Here is a 25,400-nt window from a genome sequence, read left to right as displayed (position 1 = left end):
ATTTCTATCAACAACTGAACGCTGAAAAAAGGTTACTTGAATGAGTCAATATTTAATCGTTACCGATCTCGATCACACTTTAGTCGGCGATGAAGCCGCCACGCGCGAGTTCAATCGATGTATCCTCGATCGAAGGGAGGATTTTTATTTAGTCTACGCCACCGGTCGATCCTACGGTTCCGCGCGGGGATTACAGACGAGGGAAAATTTATTAGAACCGGATTACTGGATCGTTTCCGTGGGCAGTGAAATTTACCGGCGAGAGCGACGGGACGAGGATTGGGCGGAAATTTTATCGCGGGATTGGAATCGGCGAAAAGTCGAGGATATCGCGGGCGAATTTTCCTTTCTCACTCCCCAGCCGGAGGAAGAACAGAATACTTGGAAAGTGAGTTATTTTTTCTCCCCGTCAGCGGAACCGGAATCGATCGAACGCTTACAGGACGCGTTAACGCGCTCGGAAATTCCCGCGCGGGTGATTTTCAGTAGCGGCCGGGACGTGGATATCCTGCCGGTTTCGAGCGGTAAAGGCAACGCGACCGAATATGTCCGGGAACGTTTACGGGTTCCGCTCGATCGATCCCTCGTGTGCGGGGATTCGGGTAACGATATCGGTTTATTTGAAATCGGTAGTAAGGGGGCGATCGTCGCGAACGCGAGGCCGGAATTATCGCGGTGGTACGACGAGAGGGGTAGTGACGGACATTATCTCGCCCGATCGAAATACGCGGCGGGAATTTTGGAAGCCCTGCGATATTTCCGGTGGATTTGAGAGGTCCCGATGGAGGAAGGGAGAATCGATCGAGGAAGGAAGAATCGATCGTTGTAGCGTTCGATCGAAGTTCATCGCGGTTCCACTCGGATCGTCTCCGGCGGACGGGATGGACAGAACGGGTACGAGATTCCGAGAGCGGGGCGCGAGGAGCGGTTCCGGGGTTTCGATCGCGCGGGGAACAACGATGGAGCGAGAACGACGCGCGACCGCTGAAAACTTTCTGGCTACCGTCTCGGATTTCCTATCTCGTTTCGTCCACGTCCACCCGGAATCGTTCTACAGAAGCGAGCAGGTCGCGAGAGATAGCCACCAGTTTCTGAAGCGATCCCGCCACGCGTTGGGACTCCTGGGAGGTTTCCTGCGCGGTTAACTCCACCGATTGCATGACCCCGGCCACGTTTTTCGAGTTTTCCCGTTGTTTCACGGTATCCGCGGTGATCGATCGCACCAGGGTATCGATCCGGTTGGAAACTTGAATGATATCCTCCAGGGATTTTTTCGCGTGTTCCGAGCGCTCGGTCACGTCGATCACCTGCTGGATACCCTCCTCCATCGCCGTCATCACCGATCCCGTCTCCGATTGGATCTGTAAAACGATCTGCTCGATCTCCTTGAGCGATTTCGCCGAGCGATCGGCCAACTGACGCACCTCGTCGGCGACGATAGCGAAACCCCGTCCCGCCTCTCCCGCTCTGGCCGCTTGAATCGAAGCGTTCAGCGCGAGCAAATTGGTTCGAGAGGCGATCTGCGAGATCAGGGCGACGATTTTCGAGATTTCCTGCGAGGCTTCCGCTAACCGTTTCACTTTTCTCGCCGTTTCCGACACCGTATCGCGGATCTGTAAAATCCCCGCCACCGTTCGTTCGACCGATTCCCCGCCCTTGAGCGCGGTAATCGACGAGGTACGGGCGACCTCCTCGGCCTCGCGGGCGTTTTCGGCTACCCGTTGGATCGATTCGGTCATCATCTGCACCGAGTTCAACGTGACCGCCAACTCTTCCGCCATTCTCAACGCGTCGCGGGATTGGTTCCGGGCGAAAGCCTCACTATCGGTCGAACTCTGATTGACCTGTTTGGCGGCTTTTTTCACCTGCCGCACGATCTCCCGGAGCTTGGTAATCGTCAGGTTAAACGCGTCGGCCACCGCGCCGAGAATGTCCGCGCTCACCTCGGCCTCGACCGTTAGATCGCCGCGGGAAGCTCCCTCCACGTCATCGAGAAGCCGGATCACCTGGCGCTGTAAATCCTCCTGGGCCCGTTCGGTATCGGCGGCCCGGCGTTGGGCCTCGCTGGTGGTCTTGGAGATCACCCGCGTCATCTGGTTAAAACGGCTGGCTAATTGGCCGAGTTCGTCTTCCGAGTAGATCGTCGCCTTCACGTTAAAGTTGCCGTCGGCGATACTGTCGAACTGCGTTTGTAAATCGGTCAGGGTTTTTTTCATCTGGCCGATCGCCAACTGTCCGGCCAACCAGGTCAGGGCGAAAGTTCCCCCGCCCGCGAGAAACATCATCATCAGGATCGGTTGGCTGAAAGGAGAGATGGTCGCCGGTGTCGGGGATTTGGCGGCCGGAGTTTTCGGGGCCGGTTTTTTGGGAGTTTTACCGGTCACTTTCGCGGGAGCGTTCTCGCGAGGGGGGTGAGGGGACGCGATCCAGGCGATCGAGCTAACGGTGAAAATCGTGACGACCGGCACGATCCCGGCGAGCGCGGCCAGGAGTAACGATTTTCGTTTTAAGGGAGCGTTGACCAGAAACGCGAGTTTTCCCGGATCTACCTCGACAGTAGGTTTGAGCAGGCGCTCGGACGCGCCGGCCAGAACGGGATCTTTCCTCTCGCGAATGTCCGACGGTAGGGAGGTCGGGGCGGACATCCCGGTGAAGGATACATCGAGATCGCCGGAAAGACCCTCGCCGAGCAGATCGCCGGAGCGGGCGAAGAGAGCGGAATCGCTGAGAGAGCTAACGACATCGGCAAAATCGGACAATCCTTCGAGATCCTCGTCGTTAAAGCCGAATCCCTCCTCGTCCTCTAGGTTCTCTCGCGACTGGCTTCCCCTCGTCTTCAACAGCGATTCCGACCCGTTCACGAACGTGCTATCCCCGCTCCGATCGCCCCGGGAGAACCCGCTCCGATCGCCCGGATCGCCGTTCCCGTAGCCGCCGAGAGGATTTCCCCGGAGATCGGAAGAGACGACGAAGGTAGATTCCCCGGTATCGGCGAACGATCCGGTAAATTCGTCCTCGTCCGGGAGATCTTCTTCGTCGAGAAACGGAAACGGCGATTCCTCGTCCGGTTCGTTGTCCGACCAGTGCAGTGCGGTTTCTTGGGCGCGCTCCCGATTGGCCGGCGAGGGTTTGAGGGGGGTACGGCCGGGAGCTACCTGACCGACCGTGGGTTCGTCTACATCGTCGCCGCTAAAGAGGACGCTATCCCATTCGAGGCCGTCGTTCGACCAGTCGGCCTCCTCGCCGTCTTCCTCGGCCCATCGATCGTCGAATTCCGGCTCGTCCGAGTACGCGCCGGGGGTGGAAGCGCCCTCGCTGTAGGCGATTCCCTCGGTGGCGGCGAGCGCGAACTCCCGATCTTCCTGCGCTTGCCGGATCTGATCGATCCCCCGCCTGGCGTAGTCGAGGAGGTCGGTGTTCTCGGGAGTGTTCGCCACGCGGAGAACGACCTCGTAGCAGTCGCGGGCGAGAGGGTATTGTTGGAGTCTCAGATGGATATGACCCTGTAAGAGAATCACGTTCGGATCGTCGGGATACTTGGCGATCATCTCTCGGAGAATCGTAGCGGCCTCTTCTAAATCACCCTGACAATAGGCCGCGTTGGCCTGTCCGTAAAGTTTCGCGTATTCTGTCCCTGACGGCATTTGCCTACCTCCTAGTAGAAGTTCACAGTTAAAAGTTCGGAACGGGCGAATCGAGCGTGACGAGTCAGAAAAGGCGCGCGGGACAGTTCCCGGATAGTTGACGGGCGATCTCTCGCTTTTCAGGCCGCCCATCGGGCGGAGCGTAAGATAGCGACGTGATCGAGCAGTCTCAGGTGAGTCCGCGATTCTTGTTCGAGAACCCACTCTCCCTGGACGTAAGGAGCGATATGGTCGGGAATCCGGCTCGCGGTCTCCAGTCGATCGAGATCGAGCCATTCCATATTGCCGAGCCGATCGATGGCCAGACCGAGAATGGTTTCCTGCTCCTCGATGGCGATCACGGGAATTTCCGCCCGCTCGGTGTTCAGGCGCCCGCTATCCCCGAGAAATTGACCGAGATCGGCGACCCAGATCACCTGCCCCCGTAAATTGATCGTGCCGAGCAGTAAAGGGGACGCGTTGGGAATCGGGGTGATCCGATCGGGGGGTTGTTGCATGACCTCGCGAATACTGAAGGCGGGTAGGGCGAACTCGTCCTGACTCGGCAGATAGAAGCGCAGGTGAAGTTCCCCGACGGGGGTTTGTAATTCCCCCGGATCGGTGGCGAGGTTCTGACCGTTTCCGGCCAATAGGTCGGGATTGTTCATCATTCCAGTCCTTCAACCAAAAAGGGTACCGGACGCGCCGGGGGTTATCTTCTCAGCAGTTGCTTGATCGTCCCGATCAGTTCCACCGCGTCGAAAGGCTTGACAATGTAGGCATCCGCCCCGATCTTCATGCCCCAATAGCGATCGAACACCTCTCCCTTGGAAGAACACATGATCACGGGAACGTTTTTCGTTTTCGGGTCGGATTTCAAGCGACGACAGACCTCGTAACCGTTCATGCGCGGCATGACGATATCGAGAACCACCAGGTCGGGATTCGAGCGTTGAATGTGTTCGAGAGCCTCGATCCCGTCGGTAGCGATCGTGACCTTGATCCCGTTATTTCTCAGCAGATCGCAAATAATTTCCCGTTGTACTTGGCTATCTTCTACCAGCAAAATTTCGCTCATAACTCCCTACCTACGTGATGGACGGGGACGATCGCCGATAATCCCCGATAGCTCGCGCCGATCCTACGAGCGGTCATCGATCGCATAGTTCCCTCCCGGACAGTCTGATTTCATAACGGGTGATTTCCCTCTCGACAACAATTCGGTTGACCCTCGCGGGGGTCATCACTAGAGTTCCCAAATCTCGCGATAAAAACCACTATCGGGGCGCGAATTTTTCCGTCTCCCCGCTCGATCGATCGAGCGGGAGATGGCGGGCGAGCGACGAGAGGAATTCTTCTTTCCCGAAAGGTTCGTTCAGGGAATCGGTCGCCCCGACCATCCTCGCCCGCCGTCGATCGATCTCTTCGCCGATGCCGGCCACCAGGAGAATCGGGGTCGAGCGGAACGGTCTCGAACCGCGCAGGAGGCGACAGAGTTCGTAGCCGTCGAGGGGCGCGGCCGCGATCTCGCAAACGATCGCGGCGGGTTCGATCGCCACCAGGGAATTCCAGGCTTCCGGGGAACCGTTTAACTCGGTATGCCGACACCGAACTCCCGCTAACAGGGAACCGATTTTTTCGCCCAGGGTTTTCCCCATCGTGACGATACGCGGCACTTCCCCTCTCCCCGTCCCGATCGTCCCCCCGTCGCCCCCGACTACCGTTCCGTCCGGGGAATCGCTCAGGGATAACCAGCCTCTCTGGGCGTAGGGATAGAGATTCCGGGCGATCGTCGCCATATCTCGCCGTAAATACCGGGATAATTGCCGCAGGGTCGTTTTCTGACGCGCCCACCCCGCGAGGTTCCGATAGGCTTTCTCGGGCAAGGCCGCTTTTAATTCGCTGTCTCGGGAGATGCTGATAGACTGTTCGGCCTGCCGGATCAGGGGGGAGAAAGCTCGCCACTGTCGCGTTTGACGGGCGATTTCCGGTAGGAGCGGCGAGAGGGGTAAGGAGAGCAACGCGGGAGCGATCGCCGGCCCGCCTCGGAAAACGAAAGCTCCCCGCCGCAACCCGAAGAGATCGAATAGGGTTTCCCGGATCATCGCTTCCAGAATCGCGCGCGCTTGGAACGGAGAAAGCTCTTTTTCCGTGATTAACCACCATAAACGCGTGTATTCTAGCTCCGGGGAATCGCTCGACCCCTCCGGCCCCCGGCCCCCGTCTCGAATTTCTATCCCGGCCGGGTACAGGTAGTCCCGTAAGCGATCGAGAGGCCCGTCCGATCGCTCGACGGCGTAAGCGATCCGTCCGTTGATGAAAAAGAGAAACCACGATCGCGAAAGAGTTTCCCTCCCCGCTCGGTTCGGGTCGGCCTCGATATACAGTTCTCCCGTTCTTTGACCCAGTTCGATCAGCTGTAAAAGTTCCCGGATATCGATATCTTGGAAAGTTCCCTGCATGGTTCGCGCGTTTTTCCTCGCTTAGTCGCTCTCTTTCAGTCTAATCGAACCTTCCCCCTGTTCCGTTCGGGCAGGGAAACGTCGGGCGATAAGGGAGGTGAGGGAGCCGGGAGCCGGGAGCCAAGAGAATAAGGTACGGCCTTTTTCAGGGAGATGAGGTACGGGTTTTCGGGTTTTACCAAGAGGCAAGAGGCAAAAGGGTAATGTACCGAGGATTTTTGAGAAACGCTGTAAAGGGATAAAAAATACTTTTTCTCCTTTCTCCTTTCCCCTTTTCCGAAAAACTTCCTCACCTCTCCCATCTTCCCTATCTCCCTCACCCCTCCCTCTCCCCATCCTCTCACTTCCCTATCTTTTATCTTTTCTATCTTGGCAAGATATCCCTTCTCCGGCTATGCTGGAAACAATTTTCATCGTCGCGATCGGGATGTCCGATCGGGTTCGGGCGAGATTTCCCGCGAACTCTCGAACGGTGAAAGCCATTTCTAGCGATAACCCTATCAATTTTTCCCGGCGATCCGGGTACACTAAAAGCACGATCGGGCCGATCGGGGCGACGATCGCCAAACCCTGAAAACTTCGGTTCCGGTACTGTTATTGAGGACGATCCATCGTGTTATATCTCGCGGAAGTAAAAAAACAGACTAGGGGTTTTATCGGTGGCTTCAAGACCGAACTAAAACTGCTGGCCTGTCAACATAACGATCAGACCTGGAGTGCCATCCCGAACGACGAAACCTTGAGCTGTGATGACACGACCGCGATAGGCGAGGGAACGCTTCTTCTCGTGAACGTGGGAAATAACCGTCAGATTCAAGGTTCTCCCGAACCCGCGGGGGCGGAAATCGTGCGGCAATTGCAGAAAATTTCCCGTCTCATGGAACGGGGCAAGGAAGATCAAGAAAAAATCGAGCAGTGGAAGCAGTCTCTCACCTACCAGAGCGAGATCCTCAACCGTCAGAAAATGGAGATGGAAGCCCGCCTGGAACAGATCGAACAGATGGAAGCGGAGTTCGAGTATCTCGAACGCCAGCGCAAAGAACTCGAAACCCTGAAAAAACAACTGGAAGAGCAACAGCGTCTGGCCCGGGAACAGGAATCCCGCTTCGGATTACCCCAAAATCTCTCTCCCGCTCAAGCCGTCCTCGTCGAGTCCCTGATCGATCGCCTCACCGACAGTCCCGTTAACCCGCAGGATTCGATCTCCCGTCTTCTCGAAGCCGCTCGCCGACAACAGAAGTTACTGGAAACCCACTGGCACTCTTTAGAAGAACGGAGACGGGAATTGGCGCGTAGTCAGGAAGAGAGCGATCGCCTCTCGAATCTGCTCGAACAACGCTCGATCGAGGTTCGCTCGACGCGCGAATCGATCGAGACGGCGAGAGAGCAGTTAAAAATTCAAGAAACGATTCTCGCGGCGAAACAGGAATTACTCGGACGGATCGATCTAACCCTACAAACGATCGAGGAAGCGCGGGAGATGGCTACCCGTCTCGCGAGGGGCGAGGAACCCGAAGGCGAGGCCAAAATCGATATCGAAGCCCTAGAAAACCTTCCGATTCACGAACTGGAAGAAATTGTCAAGAAACTCAAGGAAGATCTCGATCGCCTGATGGCTTTCGTCAACGATCAAGAAGAAGAATTAACCATACAATGTCAAGCGGTCGAGGAATTAGAGGCGAAACTCGCTCGGGTCGCCCCCGCCGAGCGTTCCGCCCTGGAAACGGAAATCGCCGAGGAACAGGAACGCAAGCGGATGCTCGATGAAACCCTCGTCGGTCAGAGACGCAATCTTCGCGAGCGTCAAGCCATTCTCGCGCAACACCTCAAGGTCTTACGGCGCGCTCGGGGAGAGTGGGACACCGAGGGCGACGGACGGGTGAAAATCGAACCCCTACTCGTTCTGCTCACCGAACGCCGTCAAAACACGATCGAGGAGCGTCAGCGTCTCGAACGAGAGATCGAACTGCTCCAAGAAAATCTTCAACCCCTACGGGAAATGATCGAGAGCGGGTGGTCGGAACAGGAACGGAAAACCCGCGAACTAGAAGAACAGGAACGGCAATCGCGCTCGATCGAGCGCGAGGTCACGCGCCTGACCACCCTGGTGCAATTTTACGAATCCCTACTACAACCGATTCAAGATCGTCTCGATGAAATCCTCCGCGACCTACCGGAAATTTCTCGTTGGTTCATGCCGGTCGAAGAGAACGGCCACAATCTCCATCCCTTCCTTCCCAATTAATCGCGGGACGATTCCGCGAACCGAGCGGTTTCCGGGACTTTCCCGACGAGAATTTTATTTTTGCCGGAGGTCTAGTAACTCGATCCGGCCCCCGGTGGCCCGGGCGACGAGCCGGCCCCGTAACGTGGAAGTCTGCCCGAGGTTCGGCGCGTCGATCAAGTTCGTAACCGCCTCGATATCGTCGAAATCCGGCGAGGAGGGCAGGTAATCTTGAAGGAATTTCCGGATCACGCGACGTTGGAGGGCGAGGGGAACCGAACGTAATCGCGAGCGATCGAGCGATCGATCCCCCCGATCGATACTCTCCTCGAAAAGTCCGGAAGCGATCGTGTCGAGATATTCATCTTCCCCTTCCAAAATTTCGGCGGTTCGGGCCAGATGTCTCTCGATCTGGCGGTTCAAATGGTTTCGTAAATAGGGGACTAATTCCCGGCGGACGCGGTTGCGGGCGTACCGGAGATTCTCGTTCGCCCGATCGGACCGGATCGGTAAGTCCCGCGCCCGACAGAATTCCCCGGTTTCGGCGCGCGAGACATTCAACAGGGGACGGACGAGAAGCCGATCGCCGCCCAGGGGACGTTGCCAGGTCAGCGAAGAAAGTCCCTCGGCTCCCGCCCCGCGCGCGAGATGGTAGAGGAAGGTTTCCGCCCGATCGCTGAGGGTATGCCCGGTAACGATCCGGTCGAATCCCCCCGCGACCGCCATCGCGGTTAACGCCCCGTATCGCCATTCCCGCGCCCTCGCCTCCGTTTCCGGCCCCGGCGGCGCGTTTTCCAGAAAGAAAGGGAGCCGCCAACTCTCCGCCAGTTGACGGACGTGATCGGCTAGGCCGACATCGTGAGACCAGCGATGATCGCAGTGGCCGATCGCGATCTCCCATCGCCATTTCGGTTGTAAATCGAGCAGTAATCGGCCTAAACAGAGAGAATCTTGCCCTCCCGATACCGCGAGCAGTAAACGCGCCCCGCGGGGTAACAACGCTCTTTTTCGTAACGTTTCCTGTAAGCGAGCGTGGAGGGGAGTCCAAATCGGCGATGGATGACTCGACACGTTCCGTCACACCTCGACCTTGATCTCTTCCTCCTCCTTGGTTTCCTCGGCCGGGGGGACGATTAACGGGGGAGGTTCGGGGGTCTCCCCGATCGGGGTCGGCGCGATATCGACGTAATTGATCACCGCCCCCAGAACACAGACTCCCGCCTCGGTTAACTGGTCGGTCGCTTCCGTCAGCAGACTCGATCGGGTCAGTCCCGGCCGGGTCACGAAGATGATCCCGTCCGCCTGTTCCTCGAGGAGAATCGCGTCGTTACAGCGAGATAGGGAGGGCGTATCGATCACTACCATGTCGAAACGTCCCCGCGAATCCCGGATCAGCAGTCGTAACTCGCTCGATTCGAGAATCGCGGCGGCCTGTTTTTGCGGGCCCGGACTGGGGAGGATGGAAAGATTCTCGATCCCCGGCGCGAGACGGATTGACTTGCTTTTCGCGCCGTAGTAGAGAAGGGGTTCGCGAAACGAGAGGGGATCGGGAGTCACCGAGATCTCCTCCGCTTTGGAGGGACTCCGTAGATCTCCCTCCACCAACAGCGTGCGCCGTCCCGCGAGAGCCGAGGCGATCGCCAGATTATACGCGGTCACGCTTTTTCCTTCCTCCGCCGTAATACTGGTGACGATGACCACTTTGACCTCTTTCGAGGTGTCCCCTTTCGAGGTGCCCGGTTTCAAGGTTTCCCGATCGAGACGACGTAGGGTACTGCGGAAACGTTCGTAGTAGGCCAGATACAGGGCGAGGATACGGTCATCGACGAGGATCGGATCGGTTTCGTCTCCCTCCTCGTCTCGAATAATCGGTAATTGAGCGAGAACGGGAATATCGCGACCGATCAGGGACTCGCGTAACTCTTGCGGGGTATGTAGCCGATCGTCGATCACTGCCATCAGGAAGATCGTCCCCAATCCGGCCAGGGTTCCCAATCCGGCACCCGCCAAGAGAATCAACAGCGGATTTTTGCGAGCGATCACCTGTTCGAGCGCCTGGGCGACCGGGGGTTGGGCCACGGCTAAACTACCCACCGTCTCCGCCTCGGCGGCCTGAGCGTCTACCAGGGCGTTCAAGATGTTCTGGTAAATACTGCGTTGAAACTCGACCGATTGAACCAGGCGGGCCTGTTGCAGTTGTTTATCGGGGAAGCGCTCGTACTGCGATCGCAGTTGTCGTTCCTGTTGCGTCAGGGACTCTAACTGCTTGATCAATCCCTGACGCTGGGTTTGTAGGGTGACTAACTGGGTGGCCAGGGTACGTCGGGTCGGATCGAGATTGCTATCCTGCCGAATACGGCTACTGGGAAGCGAGGTTAACAGTCCGTCGCGCCCGATCACTTCCCCCGCTCGTTTTTGGAGGAGACTCTCGTTGACCTGTTGTTCTTTGCGGAGACGAACGATGGTCGGGTGTTCGGGACGTAAATCTTTTTCGAGACGATCGAGCTGGAGATCGGTCTCCAGAATCCGGGCCCGGATGTTGGCGATAATCGGGTCGGCGCTCAGGGCCGACGAGGTATAGGCTTGTTCGGGCGTTAAGCCGAGTTGCTTGGTCAGGCTATCGATCTGCCCCTGAATTCCCTGGAGTTGCAGGCGGAGTTCTCTCTGTTGCTGTTGATTGGTGCTGATCGCGCTGATCAGGCTCCCGTCTTGAATCGCCAGTAACTCCGAACCCTCCCGGCTGACATAGCGATAGAATTTCTCTTCGGCGGCGGTTAAATCTTTTTGTACCCCGTTGAGTCGATTGCCGAGAGCCTCGATTCTCGCCCGTAATTGCGAGGTGTTCAGCCAACGACTGTAATCGACCATCTCTTTCATCAACTCTTCGAGAATCAATTCCGTTCTCTCTTTCGAGTCGCCCTGTAATTCGAGAATGATCTCTTGGGATTGGGATTCGCTCGCGTTTTTATCCGGCTTGGGTTTGGTGGCCTGGCCCCCCGGTGGCGGGTCGTCCGGAAGCTTGATGGTCAAGTCCCGATCGCGAATTTTCAGGATCTGCTCCTGGCTCAGTTGAAGACGTTGGGCCACGTTCAAGAGAACTCGCGGGGAGAGGAGGAGTTCGCGATCGATCGTCCGTCCCCGCTCCTGGATCTGGGTTCCCGTATTGGTAAACGACGGCGGGGGAATTCGATAGGCTAACTGGCCCACCGCCCGATACAGCGAGGGAGGTTTCTCGGGATCGGGGAGAAGGGCGAAAACGACCGAGCCGCCCAAACAGAGCAAGAATACAAACAATCCCAAGAATTTATTCTGGTCTAACGAGATGAGAAATCGTTTGACGATCGGTGGAGCCATAGCCTTTTACTGTATTCCCAGATTCGGATCTATTGTAGCGGTCACGAGGGATTGTCGGGCGACGATCGGGATTTTCGGAAGTTTTGTGAAGAAATTTATCCGGTAGTCCCCTCGAATGGAGCGATCAGCGGAATTGATCGCCGAAATTGACGATCGTGTTCGTGAAAGACTGAACATCGCGGATCGGTTGCGTGATCACGTTAATAAAGGCAAAAATCTCGCCCAATAATGTCCGGCTGACAATAATCGCGTCCTGATCTTCGAGGGGGACATTCTGCGAGATGTCGCCCTTGATGGCCGCTTCCGGATCTAGCTTTTGGGTGATCACCCCGCCTTTCGCGCTATCGAAACGGAGTAGGGCGACCTCGTTGACGTTGACCCGCAGGCGATCGCTCGCCGGTAAAGAGGCGATCACGTCGAGAAAGGTACTACCGCTAGGAACCGTAATATTGCGTAGGGCGGCTCCCGAGGGAAGTAACGGGGCGAGAAGCCGTACCGTGATCGTGGGCTGGGTTAACGTGGTGCGGGCCACGAGGGTTCGATTGTACCCGGTTTCCCGCCCGACTTCTAATTTAGAAACGATCACCGCGTCTCCCCCTTGCAAACGCAGGTCGGGTAGACGATCTCCCTTGATCAGGGGCGTGTACAGGTCTAAGTTCTGTTCTAATACCGTTCCATCGACCAGAACGCGGCGGATGACGACCGCTCGCAGATCGGCTCTCGGGGTCCCCCCCCCGGCGGTCAGAAGCACTTGGGTGATGGGAGTGTTGGGAGGGACGCTATAAAATCCGGGACGGAGAACCTCACCGAGAACGGTCAATCGAACTTCCCGCGGCGTGGTCAGCACCGCGATCACCTCGGGTTCGCTCCGGAGGAATTTCCGCCCTAACTCGAAGCGGATCTTGGTCTGTACCTCGTCGAGCGTCAACCCGGCCACGGGAACCCGTCCCAGGATCGGCACGAGAAAATTCCCGTCGGGATCGATCGTCCCGGAGGCGTTGAATTCGGGAAAGTCCGGCACCGTGATGGCGATCGCGTCGCCGGCATCCAACCGATAGATTTGCAGTTGTCGCGAGCGGGTACCCTCCGGATCGTAGGGGGGGACACTATACCCGGTCGGGGGGATATCGTTCTCGCGGAACGTGGGGGCGATCGGTTGGGGGGGCAGGAATTCTAGGGGAGGCGGGGGGGAGGTTTCGGGGAGCCGCAGGGAACCTTGCGCTCGGACGGCACCCGGAACGATCGCCGGAACGAACCCGAGAACGGCGAATCCGCCGACGGTCAGCCGGAGAATCGGGGGACGGAGACCGGCTCGAAACAGCGAGCGCTTCTTTCGTTCAAACATAATCGATTCGGGTAACGGTTTGGGGGATTTCGCGAACGCGCGCGAGCGAGAAGAGGGCTTTTTTATTTCCGGGTCGGGACGGTTGACAATTTACTCAAGACGGTGGTTTCTAATTGTTCTTGCACTTGGCGGGCGAGATCTCGGGCGGTCGGGCGCATCGTTTCCACGCTCCGGGTCGGATCGAGGGGAATGTGAAGGGAGACGGCGATCCAGGGAACCCGGCGATTCTGTAAGCGGGCCTGTTGATCTAACCAGAACCAGACGGCCGTATCGTGGTGTCCACCCCCGAGCCAGGCGTACCATTGCACGACGGCGAAAGTGTTGCTTTGCCAGGCCCGGAAGAATCGGGCGGTCACGGTTCCTCCCGAGGGGGTGGAGAAGGTCAGATCGTTGGCCGGTTCGGTTTTCCAACGGGCGATCGAGTTAATATCCGACCATTCTACCTCGGGTTGCTTCTTGTAGTAGTCCTGGGGCTTTAACAGAACGGTGACGCGTTTGGCATCCGGCCCCTCGACGAGTTGCGCCGACCAGGTTCCCTCGCCGATGTTCACCTGACGGCGATCGATCGTTGTCCGGCCGGCAATTTCGATGCCCGATTCCTTTAACACGTTCATCTTTTGAATATTGCCGATTCTCGGCGCGTCTATCCAGGCGAAATTCCCGCGGGCCAGATCGCGGGCGATCGCCCCGATCGCGACCGACAGCAGGAGAATCGCTACCAGTACATAGTTAGCCGGAACGCGTACTTTCCGATCCCCGATCGAGAGCGTCATCTCGCCCGATATTTTTCCTTTATTCATCACCGCTATTCACCTCTACGGGGGAGATGGATCGGCGGGTAGCCTCGCGATACTGCACGATCTGGAAGACCAGCACGATGGTCAACAACATCATTACCGAGTATAAATCTCCCCCCCAACTATCGTGGAGCAACTCGAAGTTTTTATCCTGCCCGGTGCCGTGAAACCAGGCGAGTAGGGCGTTCCGCACGACATTCGCCCCGATACTGATCGCGAAGGCGCTCGCCAGGAGAAGGCGAACCTTGCGTCCGTCGCCGAGGGTATTCGTCCAGTGGAGTAACATCAAGGTGACGTACAGGCTGGTAAAGAGCATTTTCAAGCCCGCGCAGTAAGGGGCGACCTCGACCATCCTGCCCTCGACCGCCAGGTAAATCCCATCGACCGAGACGTTAAATCCCGCCTGTTGCAGGAGAAAGCCGGAGCAACCCGCGATAAAAACCTGTAGGGGGAGCGTGTAGGGGGTGATCAGGTAGGGGATCGGGTTCGGGGTGGCGAGCGCCGTTAAGAGGAGGGGAAACCCTTGTAACTTCAATCCCTCGCGACCCTTGAGCCAGAGACAGAGTCCGGTCAGAACGATCGGGAAAGAAAGATTGACCCAGAGCGAGGTTCCCGCGAGATAGAACACCGCCCCGAGGGCTAACAGGAACGCCCCGGCCGGGTGCGATCGATCGGGGAGACTCTGCCATTCGCGCCGGTTCAGCCAGACGATATAGGCCGCGTAGGGTAGGCCGATCAAGCCGTGACTGAAATATTCATGCTCGATGCCGACACTTTTGTTCAACCAGCCATCGTACCAATGAAAGAGAACCGGGCCGTAGAGAAGAGCGAGTAACGCCACGATCGTCCCGGACAGGAGATTTTTTTCGGAAGCGAGGAAAGACAACTGACTCGCGCGCATGATACAGATCGCTTTTATAACTATAAGGAATGCTGAGTTCATCTTAGCCGATGATCGAAGTAACGCGCTCGCTGACAAAATGAACCTGTTCTTCGGTCAGGCCCGGGTACATGGGCAGGGAAAGAATTTGTTCGCTCAGTAGTTCGGCGTTGGGAAAATCTCCGGCCCGATAACCGAGATAGTGATAGCCCGGTTGTAGGTGGCAGGGAAGGGGATAATGAATTCCCGTTTGCACGCCGGAATTGGCTAGTTCTTCCTGTAGTTGCCGTCGATCGACACGACAATCGGCGAGTACCCGGATCACGTATAGATGGTAGACGTGGCCGGTTTCGGTCTCGTCGCGTACCGGGACGATCCCTTTATCCGCGAGCGGCGCGAGAAGGCGATCGTAGAGACGGGCGATCCGATGGCGTTCCCGATTCCAAGCCGGGAGGTAGGGGAGTTTCACCCGTAAAATCGCCGCCTGTAGCGTGTCGAGACGGCTATTGGTGCCGATATCGACGTGATAATACTTGCTCGGCGCGCCGTAATTTCGCAGGGACCGGGCCTTGCGGGCGATCTCGGGATCGTCGCTCACCAAGATGCCGCCATTGCCGAACGCGCCCAGGTTTTTACTCGGGTAGAAACTAAAGGCCGCGGCGGAACCGATCGAGCCGGCCCGAGCGTTTTCCCGAACGGCTCCGTGCGCTTGAGCGGCATCCTCGAAAATCAGGAGATCGCGCGATCGGGCGAGGTCTTGTAAGCGTCCGGGAGATACCATCTGCCCGTAGAGATGAACCGGGACGATCGCTTTGGTTCGTGGCGAGATCGCCCGCTCGGCCGCGTCGAGATCGATCAGCGCGGTATCGAGATGACAATCGACGAACACGGGGGTCGCCCCGGCCTGGATCACCCCGATGGCGGTGGCGACGAAGGTATTGGCGGGGACTAGCACCTCGTCCCCGGGCCCGATGCCGCGGGCCTGTAGTCCGATGGCGATGGCGGCGGTTCCGGAGGCGACCCCGACCGCGTACTCGACCCCGCAAGCGCGCGCGAATTCGGTCTCGAAATCCGCGAGATCCCGCCCGAGAATGAAGTCCCCCCGCTCGATCACGGACTCGATCGCCCGGGCGATTCCCGTTTGTAGAGGTTGGTTTTGCGCGGCGAGATCGACGAAGGGAACTTGGCTAAAGGAAGATGTCATTAATTTAAATTTACGGTCGGTTGGATAAAGGAAGTTCGGTTACGAGAAATATAACCGTATATCATACTCGGTTCACGAACGCGCCGATATTTTCACGTATAATTTTCTACAACTTTGGTTAGAGATCGCGACGATCCCGATAACTTATGCAGAAACCGAAAGTCATTTTGCTCGACGCGGTGGGAACCCTGTTCGGCGTTAAAGGCGGGGTCGGCGAGATCTACGGCTCGATCGCCGCCCGTCACGGGGTACACCCGGAAACAAAGCCTCTCGATCGGGCGTTTTTCGCGTCTTTCGCCGACGCTTCCCCCCTGGCCTTTCCCGGCGTCGGGCGCGAGCGGATCGCCGAATTAGAGTTTCAATGGTGGTACTCGATCGCCCGTTCCACGTTCGAGAGAGCGGGGTATCTGGAACGATTCAGCGATTTCGAGGCGTTTTTCGACGATCTCTACGAGTATTTCGCCACGGCAGAACCCTGGTTCGTGTACGACGATGTTCGCCCGGCCTTACAACGCTGGCAAGATCTGGGCATCGAATTGGGGATCGTCTCGAATTTCGATAGCCGCATCGAGCGGGTACTGGAAAGCCTGGAACTCGATCGATTCTTCCGAACGATCACGATCTCGTCAATAACGGGAGCGGCCAAACCCGATCCGAAAATTTTCCGCGTCGCGTTGGAAAAACACGATTGTCCGGTCGATCGGGCCTGGCATATCGGCGACAGTCGCCGGGAAGACTACGAGGGAGCCGGGGCGATCGGCTTACGGGCTTTCCAGATCGATCGCTAGAATTTCCCGTTTAACGGGCGCAAAACTCGATATTACTGTAGGGCGTACTCGATTCAATATAGATATAATAGTCGCCCGAGCGGGGGATCGGGTAATCGATCTGATTGGGGGAAACCGGCCGGCCGTCAATCGTGCCGGTCGGCCCGTTGACATAGATATTGTATTGAGTTCCCCTGCCGATATTGCGGGTGGAGAGGATCTGTCCCCCGCGCAGACGGAGAACGAACTCTCTCCCCCGCGAGAAATTTCCCGAATAGGAACCGCAATAACTACCGCGGGCGAATTGGATACGGGTCGCGGCCGGCGTTTCCGTCGCGGGGAGAATCGCGAACGTTGTTAGAGCGATCGCCAATAAAGTCGTATTTTTCACGGTCGAACACCATAGTCTTTTTATGTATTTTCCCCGAAAAAATTCCCCGGGCGATCGATTTAGAGCGAGGACAGGGATGGTCGGGAAGATAAATAGCTGAAACCCTTTTCAGATCGGATTTTTACAGTTTATAGTCTCCGAAATCATCCATTCCGGGCTATGCAATCCTTCCTAAAAAAACACGATCGATAACACCTTTGTTCTACAGCCTTTTTCACATCCGTCCAGTACATTCTCGCTCCTAGAAACCTTGCCCAATAAGGGTTTTACCCTCAGATACGTGTTTTCATATCGCTCGAAAGGCTATAAGCCGTTCGTAATTTAAATCGCGTGTTTCGGGTGTTGAACCCCTTGTCAGGCAAGGATTACCCCTGGAAATCTAGATACCGAACAGTCGATCGTCACCGAGAGGTTAGAAAGAAGAAAAATTGCCTTTCGGACATCGATGGAGAGCGTCGGAAAAATCGGGTCTCGAACCGCGTCCTTCTCGCGCGGCAACAAGCCTCCTATCGGTGGATTTGCCAGGCTAATTCCGCCAACGCGTTAACGATCGCCACCGCGACCGCCGCGCTTCCTTTTCCTCCCTCGATCGAGATATAGGAAACGCCCGAATCTTTTACTCTCTCTTTCGCCATTTTGGCCTCGATCCATCCGGCGGGGGTGACGATCGCCAGCGCGGGTTGACAGTCCCCGGACTCGATCGCCTCGATCAAGGTCGTCAGCGCGGGTAGAGACTCGCCGATCGCGAAAATTCCCTCCGGGTAACGCCGGATCAGCGATCGGATATCCTGATCCGGGATGTCATCCCAACAACAATAAACGGGATTGACGAAGGTTTCCTGAAGAAAAGGGAGAATTCCCACCTTTACCATCTCGACATCGACGACGATCGGACTTCTAGCCGCTAAAGCCGCCGCCCCGCTCACGATCGCGCGGGGGGAAAAACCGATCAGCGATCGATAGTCAAAATCTCCCGTCGCCAGGATCACTTTCCGGGCGATCTCGTATTCGGCGGGCGGGAGGGGGCTAAGGCCGATCTGTCGATCGATCAGGGCGAGGCCGCGGGCTGTCGTTAGATCCATCAGGTTTTCGAGGCGGTAAGAGAGTTAAATCGGGGCGAGAGGTAAGCGACGAGAATTCCCAGCCCGAAACCGATAAAATTCCGGAAGAGGGGCAACCAATCCGAGGTACGGGTGACGACCGGGCCGATGCCGAAAGCGACGAACAGGATAAACCAGAGAGGGGAAACGATTAAAACCCACTGCCACGCGAACACCTGACCCTCTTTTCGGGGAATCGCGGCGAAACCGAAGACTAAACCGCCGACGATCGAGGTAACGAGGGTCAAAACCCATTGTTCTCTCGGTAATCCGGGAACGACGGCACAACCCCCCTTCACGAGACAGCCTTTCACCGTGTCCAGCGCTTCCACGATCGCGTTATTCTCGCCATTCTCGCGCACGAAATACATATTACCGAATCGGGCTTGCAGTTCGATCCAGAAAGTGCGGGGAAGTAGTTCGTATACCGCGTCGCCAATACTGAAAGCGAGTAAATTACCGCCGCGACCGTCCGCTACCAGGAGAATACTTTTATCATCCAGCCCCCAAAAATCGATCACCGCGCGTCCCGGACTGCGATCGTACTGGGTGAGAACTCGCATTTTCCACCCCGTTTCCGTCTGAAAGCTCTCGATATCTTTAATTAACGACTCTTCCTGCTTGTTAGGAAGGTAATTCGCCAGATCGACGACCGGCGTTTCTCGATCGGGCAATAGTTCGGGATTGTTGACGGCGAGGGCGTTACCGGGAGAGATCACCCAAGTCAGGAAACCGATCAGGCTTACCGCTAGAACGATCGAGATTCGCTGGAAACAACGATTCAGCATGGTGTTTTCGGAAATAATGGCGAGATATTATCTACAAATGATGAAACCGTTTTCAGTTTCGTTACACTTGTTTACTTTAACTTAAGAAAATTATAAACAGGAATGCTCGATCGAGGGAAGATCGAGCGGGAGATGGGGTGTCGGGTGTCGGGAGAGGTGAGAGAGATGAGGGAGTTTTTTTTGGGAAAAAAGCCCTGGAAAAAGGGAAAAGACTACTTTTAAGCCCTTCACCTCTACCCTTTACCCTCTACCCTTTACCCTTTACCCTTTACCCTACACCCTACTCCCCGACCTCGCCCGATCGATTCCAGGTATTCCAGGCGGCTTTGAAACCGATCAGGGCGCGACGGGTTCCGCGATCGAGGCGATCGATCCCCTCGCGCGCGCTACCGAGACTTCGATCGACCTGTTGGATCGCGCCGGACGCGCTTTTTACCCCATCGTCGATCTCTTCGGTTAATTGGGTGATTTCCATCCCCGTCAGCCGGATCGCTTCCAGGGTGGGGGGAAATTCCCGATGGAGGGTATCGAATAACTTTTCCGCGCTACGGGCCGCTCTCGCTAACTCCTGTAGGGCCGGTAACGCGGCGACGAGAACCGCCGTCAAACTGATGGCGACGAGAAATAATGAGCATCCTAGCCAGAAAATCGGTTCGGTCACGGGTTTGGGGGTTTAAAGGTGATTATCGATCGAATTAGGTGCTTCGGTGCGGTCGCGATCGCTCTCGATCGAGGCGAGTTGACTGGCCTCGATGCCCGCGGCCACCGCCTCTTTCAGTCTACCCAGCGTGTCCTCCCAATTGCGTCGCGCCGAATCCGACAGTCGATCGGCCTGTAATTGAAAGCTAGTCGAGAGATCTTCCGCCAATTCCGGTAAAGCGCGCGCGGATTTCTGCAAAATACGGCGAGTTTCCTTACCCGATCGGGGCGCCGCTAACAATCCCGCCACCGTCCCGATCGCTCCCCCGACCAAAACTCCGACCACGAACAAACCACCCGAATTTTTTTCAGCCATGAGATCGCCTCGTTCATCTATCCCCAATTTACCGCGGAAATTTAAATTAATTGTGCGGTTTTTCCAGCGCGCGATCGTCTGTCCCTATACTGATAACGGTAGATTATCGATCGCCGAGTGGGTAGACAGAACGATATAGCGAGCGAGATCGGGAATATTTCTACAATTTTACCTCCTGAAGACCGACTCCTGATTCCCCCACTCCATTTTTCCTATAGTTACACCCAACGATTCAACCTTATGGGACGTTTAGCGCTATTGAGCGTGACCGATAAAACCGGACTGGTGGACTTCGCCCGTCAGCTAGTCGAACAATTCGAGTTTGAAATCATTAGTAGTGGAGGAACCGCGAAAACGCTACAGGCCGCGGGACTGCCGGTGATTAAAGTGAGCGAGTACACCGGCTCGCCGGAAATTCTCGGCGGCCGCGTGAAAACCCTGCATCCCCGCGTTCACGGGGGGATTCTCGGCCGTCGCGATGTCCCTACCGACGTGGAGGAAATGGCGGCCAATCAGATCCGTCCCCTCGATCTGGTGGTGGTGAATCTGTATCCTTTTGAAAAAACGATCGCCAATCCCGACGTTACCACGGCCGAGGCGATCGAGCAGATCGACATCGGCGGCCCGGCCATGTTACGCGCGGCCGCGAAAAATTTCGCCCATCTAACCGTTATCAGTAACCCGAAATATTACGACGCGTATCTAGAGGAATTACGCCAGAATAACGGGGAAACTTCCCTCAAATTCCGGCAGAAAATGGCGGGAGAGACGTTCGCGCTAACGAATGCCTACGACGGCGCGATCGCGGCGTATTTCGCCAGTCTCGACACCGATGCCCTACCGACGCGTTTCACCCTCGCGGGAACCGAGATCCAAACCCTCCGCTACGGCGAAAATCCCCACCAAAGCGCGGCGTGGTATCGGACGGGAACTGCGGCTACAGGATGGGCCGGGGCGAATCTACTTCAGGGAAAAGAACTCAGTTACAACAATCTCGTCGATCTCGAAGCGGCGCGGCGGTTAATCGCGGAATTCGGGACGGAAGAACCCGCGACGGCGATTTTAAAGCATACCAATCCCTGCGGGGTGGCGATCGGATCGAGTTTGGTGGAAGCGTACACGAAAGCCTTCCAAGCCGATTCTACCTCGGCTTTCGGCGGGATCGTCGCGCTGAATCAATCGATCGACGCGGACACGGCGAGAGAATTAACGAAAACCTTCCTCGAATGCGTGGTCGCGCCCGATTGTAGTCCGGAAGCGCGGGATATTCTCGGGAAAAAATCGAAAGTACGCGTGTTAACCCTCGCGGATTTGGGCGCGGGTGAAAAACAGACGGTGAAGGTGATCGCGGGCGGATTTCTCGTGCAAGCGAGCGATGACGTGGTAGAAACCCCGGAAAATTGGCGCGTGGTGACGCGAGAACAACCCACCGCGGAACAGTTAGCGGAATTACTCTTCGCGTGGAAAGTCGCCAAACACGTTAAATCCAACGCCATCGTCGTCACCAAGGATAAAACCACCCTCGGAGTCGGCGCGGGACAGATGAATCGCGTCGGATCGGTGAAAATTGCCTTAGAACAGGCAGGAGAGAAGGCGAAAGGGGGTTATCTGGCTAGTGATGGCTTTTTCCCCTTCGATGACTCGGTACGCACCGCGGCCGCGGCCGGTATCACGGCGATCGTTCAGCCCGGCGGTTCGTTAAAAGACGAGGATTCGATTAAAGCCGCCGACGAGCTAGGTTTAGTGATGGTTCTAACCGGAATCCGCCATTTCCTCCATTAGAAGGCAGGAGGCGGTCGGCAGGAGGCAATATACGGCACTTTACCGATATATATGCCTTCTGCCTTTTTGGTGTCGAAACGGCTCAAATCTTCCCCGACGATAAATACTTGAGCTAGGATCGAGGGTAAAACCAAAAATCTACCGCGAGGGGGACGACAGCCGATGCAGATCGAGATCGAGGGACGGGACGCGAGAGAATTTACCGAAGAGATTTTAGCGATCGAAGGAATCGAAGGCAGTTACGAGATTGTAGAAGAAATCGAGAGAGAGGGAACTCTAGCGACGATCGCCACGATTATCGGCATCGTCGGCGGAACGTTCACCATCGCCGAACAATTATACAAATTAAAGCGAAAAATACTCGATTCTCCCGAACCCGCGAAGATCGAACGGGTGTTGATCGTGGGCAAAAATGGCGATCGCATTCTACTGAAAGATGTTTCGATCGAACAACTCCAAAAATTGTTAGACGAGGAGAAAAAATGAAAATTCTTCACGTCGATTTACACGAGAACGGGATCGATCGGGTCGATTTCCGCTACTTTTGGGACAATCCCAACGAGATAAAAAGTTATACTCGTTCTCTCTCGCGAATTCAACAACGGACGAAAAAAGCGGACACCGATTATTACACCCGAATTCCCGTAGACTTCCGCGAGACGGGAAAATCGCTGTACGACTGGCTGGACGGTAGCGATCGAATTCTAGACGGCGAACTGAACAAACACCGACGCGAGGGAATTATTCTCGCCATTTCCACCAGTCAAGGATTAGCCCGTCTACCGTGGGAACTTCTCCACGATGGCCGGAATTTCCTGATCGCGGGAATGCCTCCGATTATCCCCGTTCGTTGGGTGAAAACGGAAGGCGAAAAACAGTTACATTTTATGAATAATCCCGTCAATCGAGCCTTGAATGTGCTATTTATGGCGAGTTCCGCGCGGGATGTGTTGCCGGAGTTGGATTTCGAGGCCGAGGAAGCCAAGATACTGGAAGCGACGCGGGGGAAACCGTTATCGCTAGTCGTGGAAGAGAGCGGTTGTCTGGCGGAATTGTGCGAGTGGGTGAAAGCGAAAGAACGCGACTATTTCGACGTGATTCACCTAACCGGACACGCGGAATTGAAAAACGGAAAACCCTATTTCATCACCGAGACGGAATACGGGGACAGACAGGACACTAGCGCGGAGGATATCGCGGAAGGATTAGCTTTTAATCTACCGAAATTGCTGTTTCTCTCCGGGTGTAAAACGGGGTATGCCGATGATGATGAAGTTCTCTCGCTGGCCGAGGAATTATTGAAGTTGGGCGCGACCGCGGTGTTAGGATGGGGAAAACCGGTCAGGGACTGGGAAGCGTCCGACGCGGCCGCGGTTTTCTATCAGGAGTTGGCGACGGGAAGCGCTGTAACGGAAGCTTTAAGTAAAACCTATCGGGCATTATTGCAAAATCAGGCGAGAGATTGGCACGGATTGCGGTTGTACGTGACGGGAAATGTTCCAGGGGAATTGGTGACGAGGGGACAGAGAAGACCGTTACCGGTTGTCTCTACAGTAGAGGAATTTATCGATCCGGATACCCGACATTTACGGGTAGCACCGCGGGAAATGTTTGTCGGTCGTCGTCGGGAACTACAGGAATGTTTACGGGTTTTAAAAACCGCAATAACTAGACAAACGGGTGTTTTCATTCAAGGAATGGGAGGCAATGGAAAAAGCACGATCGCCGCGCGTCTATGCGATCGACTTCCCGATCACGATAAAATCGTCTGGTGGCGACAGGTAGACGAAACGGCACTGGTCGATCGGTTAGGTGATCAGTTACGAAATCGGGAACAGAGAAGTGCGCTGAGAGATGCGAGTGAAGACCTGAAATTTCGCCTACGGGATCTGTTTGAAACTCTAGAAAAGCCTTTTCTCTTTGTCTTCGATGATTTCGAGTGGAATCTGGAATATCGGAAGAATCGCTATCTTCTCAAAACCGAAGTAGCGGAAGTGATGAACGCGTTGATTTGGGCGATCGAACAGACGAATTATTACCACGGTATCATCATTACCTGTCGCTATGATTTCGAGTGGAAGTATTTAGGCTCTTTCTATGGGTTGCGAGGATTGCGATCGCTCACCAAAGCGGACTTACAGAAAAAACTGCGCCGTTTAGAAAATTTCAATAACCCTAACCTCGATGAAAGTTATTTCCAGAGAGCGTTACAATTAGCCGATGGGAATCCCCGCTTATTGGAATGGCTAAACGATGATGTTCTCTCTCGCGAGGATATAGATAGTCAGTTAAGCCATTATGAAAATAGTCCCGATGGATGGCGGGATCGAGTGATCTGGCGATTGGAAAATCAACCGAAACTAGAAATCGATGAGACGCTAGAAAAAGTAATCGGTCATTGTCTAATTTATGAAATTCCCGTACCGTGGACGGCTCTAGAAGCGGTCTGTGAATCGATTCCGAATTACCGAGAAAAGTTACAACAGGCGAAACAACGGGGATTGATCGAGGAAAGTATCGATAATCGGGAAGAAAAACTATATCGCGCCTCCCATCTCCCCTGTATCGATCTCCCGCAAGAGGAACAAGAATTATTCGCGCTCTCTCGCATTGCGGCGGAAACATTAGATAGAATCTGGGGGAATCGAAAGAATCAAGACGAGGAAAAATGGTGCGAGATTTTCCGTTTGTCTTTCCTCGATACAGAGAATCCGCGGCGATTTCGGGAAGGGTTCTCGAAAATGCTCTCGTTTTATTATAATCCCCAGTCAGATAATGCTTTTGAAAAGGAACTCCGACGGACGAAAAATTGTCTATCAAAAAATCGTGTATTCGAGAATCTAGAAAGGTATTTACTGGAGAAAAACTGGAGAAAAGCTGACGAGGAAACCGCATGGATATGCTATCAAATAATGGTGATAGATGATTATAAAGATTTTCACAAGCTTTTTAGAGAAGTTTCTAAAGAATTTATTGAAAAAATTGATATTTTGTGGAGTGAAAGCAGTCAAGGAGAATTTGGCCTTAAAATTCAAGCAAAACTCTATCAAAAGATTGGAGGTACAGAGAAATATGATAATAAAATCTGGAACGATTTCGTCGATCTTGTCGGCTATGGCACTTTTAACACTACGATCAAGACGGGTAATTTACCGGAACTCATGTATCATTTTTATAGTGTTAGGTGGGGGGATAGCCCGTACAGGCTAGGAGGGGATTTCGCAATCAATGGTTTTCGGGCTTTATGGGTGTCTATCTTCTCTCGCGTCAAGACTTGAGGGATTGTAGCCTATAGGTTTACAGCATTTTGTGAGGGTTTATAACGGGCGTTTTTTTCACGAAGCCATGCGGGTTCTGGGTTTCCGATACCTGACACCGAGGCATCGTAGGGCGCGAACCGCGACAGCGTAACGCACCACAGCACCCCCGAATTGTTATCCTTTTTCTTTCGGTTTGTTCTCGCGATGGCGATCGATGGTGGGGGGATTACGCTTTTTGGAAATGATTATACTAACGTAGAGATCGAAACGCGCTAGTATCAAGAAGTACCTTCTTCGCTTACTCTTACGTGGATTTCAAGATCGTTGGCGATATTACAAATGAGGTGATTGCCACGGGTACAGGAATTCGCGATCGGGCGCGCTTACAGAAATCGATTTTACCCGATC

Annotated in this window: 22 protein-coding genes; 7 read left to right on the top strand and 15 right to left on the bottom strand. The window is 55.3% G+C overall.

The window, feature by feature from the left end; genetic code table 11:
* Positions 1-40: 40 nt before the first annotated feature.
* Positions 41-772: a sucrose-phosphate phosphatase gene (locus V0288_RS15205; RefSeq protein ID WP_332865974.1), complete on the top strand. Its 732-nt coding sequence runs from the start codon at positions 41-43 to the stop codon at positions 770-772.
* 244 nt (positions 773-1,016) lie between these two features.
* Here V0288_RS15205 and V0288_RS15200 read toward each other — a convergent pair whose 3' ends face one another.
* From V0288_RS15200 to V0288_RS15185, 4 genes are all read right to left on the bottom strand, one after another.
* Positions 1,017-3,644, bottom strand: coding sequence for a methyl-accepting chemotaxis protein (locus V0288_RS15200; RefSeq protein WP_332865973.1), 2,628 nt, complete (start codon positions 3,642-3,644; stop codon positions 1,017-1,019).
* Positions 3,645-3,763: 119 nt separating this feature from the next.
* Entirely contained in the window at positions 3,764-4,294 is a 531-nt protein-coding gene (locus tag V0288_RS15195) for a chemotaxis protein CheW (RefSeq protein ID WP_332865972.1), read from the bottom strand.
* A 41-nt stretch (positions 4,295-4,335) separates the two neighbouring features.
* Entirely contained in the window at positions 4,336-4,701 is a 366-nt protein-coding gene (locus V0288_RS15190) for a response regulator transcription factor (RefSeq protein WP_332865971.1), read from the bottom strand.
* 199 nt (positions 4,702-4,900) lie between these two features.
* A complete protein-coding gene (locus V0288_RS15185) occupies positions 4,901-6,085 on the bottom strand; it encodes a response regulator (RefSeq protein ID WP_332865970.1) in 1,185 nt (394 codons plus the stop codon).
* A gap of 394 nt (positions 6,086-6,479) precedes the next feature.
* Between V0288_RS15185 and V0288_RS15180 the strand changes: the two genes are divergently transcribed.
* Positions 6,480-6,659, top strand: coding sequence for a hypothetical protein (locus V0288_RS15180; protein WP_332865969.1), 180 nt, complete (start codon positions 6,480-6,482; stop codon positions 6,657-6,659).
* Between the two features lie 39 nt (positions 6,660-6,698).
* A complete protein-coding gene (gene hmpF, locus V0288_RS15175) occupies positions 6,699-8,330 on the top strand; it encodes a pilus motility taxis protein HmpF (RefSeq protein ID WP_332865968.1) in 1,632 nt (543 codons plus the stop codon).
* A gap of 54 nt (positions 8,331-8,384) precedes the next feature.
* Here hmpF and tilS read toward each other — a convergent pair whose 3' ends face one another.
* The 6 genes from tilS to V0288_RS15145 form a co-directional block, all read right to left on the bottom strand.
* The gene (gene tilS / locus V0288_RS15170) at positions 8,385-9,380 is read right to left on the bottom strand and encodes a tRNA lysidine(34) synthetase TilS (RefSeq protein ID WP_332865967.1); all 996 of its coding nucleotides are present in this window, start codon (positions 9,378-9,380) and stop codon (positions 8,385-8,387) included.
* 6 nt (positions 9,381-9,386) lie between these two features.
* Positions 9,387-11,663: a GumC family protein gene (locus V0288_RS15165; protein WP_332865966.1), complete on the bottom strand. Its 2,277-nt coding sequence runs from the start codon at positions 11,661-11,663 to the stop codon at positions 9,387-9,389.
* A gap of 124 nt (positions 11,664-11,787) precedes the next feature.
* Positions 11,788-13,008: a polysaccharide biosynthesis/export family protein gene (locus V0288_RS15160; protein ID WP_332865965.1), complete on the bottom strand. Its 1,221-nt coding sequence runs from the start codon at positions 13,006-13,008 to the stop codon at positions 11,788-11,790.
* A gap of 62 nt (positions 13,009-13,070) precedes the next feature.
* The gene (locus tag V0288_RS15155; RefSeq protein ID WP_332865964.1) at positions 13,071-13,808 is read right to left on the bottom strand and encodes a cyanoexosortase B system-associated protein; all 738 of its coding nucleotides are present in this window, start codon (positions 13,806-13,808) and stop codon (positions 13,071-13,073) included.
* A complete protein-coding gene (gene crtB / locus V0288_RS15150; protein WP_422661987.1) occupies positions 13,801-14,706 on the bottom strand; it encodes a cyanoexosortase B in 906 nt (301 codons plus the stop codon). Before crtB ends, V0288_RS15155 begins: the two co-directional genes overlap by 8 nt.
* A 43-nt stretch (positions 14,707-14,749) precedes the next feature.
* Positions 14,750-15,889: a DegT/DnrJ/EryC1/StrS family aminotransferase gene (locus tag V0288_RS15145; protein ID WP_332865962.1), complete on the bottom strand. Its 1,140-nt coding sequence runs from the start codon at positions 15,887-15,889 to the stop codon at positions 14,750-14,752.
* 146 nt (positions 15,890-16,035) lie between these two features.
* On the opposite strand from V0288_RS15145, the gene V0288_RS15140 reads away from it, so the two are divergent.
* A complete protein-coding gene (locus V0288_RS15140; protein WP_332865961.1) occupies positions 16,036-16,677 on the top strand; it encodes an HAD-IA family hydrolase in 642 nt (213 codons plus the stop codon).
* A gap of 10 nt (positions 16,678-16,687) precedes the next feature.
* On the opposite strand, the gene V0288_RS15135 is transcribed toward V0288_RS15140, so the two are convergent.
* The 5 genes from V0288_RS15135 to V0288_RS15115 form a co-directional block, all read right to left on the bottom strand.
* Positions 16,688-17,047 (bottom strand): hypothetical protein, encoded by a 360-nt coding sequence (locus V0288_RS15135; RefSeq protein WP_332865960.1) that lies wholly within the window; start codon positions 17,045-17,047, stop codon positions 16,688-16,690.
* 506 nt (positions 17,048-17,553) lie between these two features.
* Positions 17,554-18,129, bottom strand: a complete 576-nt coding sequence (locus V0288_RS15130; protein ID WP_332865959.1) for a precorrin-8X methylmutase — start codon at positions 18,127-18,129, stop codon at positions 17,554-17,556.
* On the bottom strand, positions 18,129-18,935 hold the full coding sequence (locus V0288_RS15125) for a TPM domain-containing protein (RefSeq protein WP_332865958.1): 807 nt from the start codon (positions 18,933-18,935) through the stop codon (positions 18,129-18,131). The genes V0288_RS15130 and V0288_RS15125 overlap by 1 nt, the downstream gene beginning before the upstream one ends.
* A gap of 280 nt (positions 18,936-19,215) precedes the next feature.
* Positions 19,216-19,596: a DUF948 domain-containing protein gene (locus V0288_RS15120; RefSeq protein ID WP_332865957.1), complete on the bottom strand. Its 381-nt coding sequence runs from the start codon at positions 19,594-19,596 to the stop codon at positions 19,216-19,218.
* 12 nt (positions 19,597-19,608) lie between these two features.
* Entirely contained in the window at positions 19,609-19,950 is a 342-nt protein-coding gene (locus V0288_RS15115; RefSeq protein WP_332865956.1) for a YtxH domain-containing protein, read from the bottom strand.
* Between the two features lie 240 nt (positions 19,951-20,190).
* Between V0288_RS15115 and purH the strand changes: the two genes are divergently transcribed.
* The 3 genes from purH (at position 20,191) to V0288_RS15100 (ending at position 25,010) form a co-directional block, all read left to right on the top strand.
* A complete protein-coding gene (gene purH, locus V0288_RS15110) occupies positions 20,191-21,732 on the top strand; it encodes a bifunctional phosphoribosylaminoimidazolecarboxamide formyltransferase/IMP cyclohydrolase (protein ID WP_332865986.1) in 1,542 nt (513 codons plus the stop codon).
* Positions 21,733-21,894: 162 nt separating this feature from the next.
* Positions 21,895-22,218 carry a hypothetical protein gene (locus V0288_RS15105; protein ID WP_332865955.1) on the top strand — a complete coding sequence of 108 codons (324 nt, stop codon included), beginning with the start codon at positions 21,895-21,897 and terminating at the stop codon, positions 22,216-22,218.
* A complete protein-coding gene (locus V0288_RS15100; protein WP_332865954.1) occupies positions 22,215-25,010 on the top strand; it encodes a CHAT domain-containing protein in 2,796 nt (931 codons plus the stop codon). The genes V0288_RS15105 and V0288_RS15100 overlap by 4 nt, the downstream gene beginning before the upstream one ends.
* The last annotated feature ends 390 nt before the right edge of the window (positions 25,011-25,400 follow it).

This window comes from Pannus brasiliensis CCIBt3594, assembly GCF_036688125.1.
Taxonomy (GTDB): domain Bacteria; phylum Cyanobacteriota; class Cyanobacteriia; order Cyanobacteriales; family Microcystaceae; genus Pannus; species Pannus brasiliensis.
This window is presented reverse-complemented; position numbering and strand designations above follow the sequence as displayed.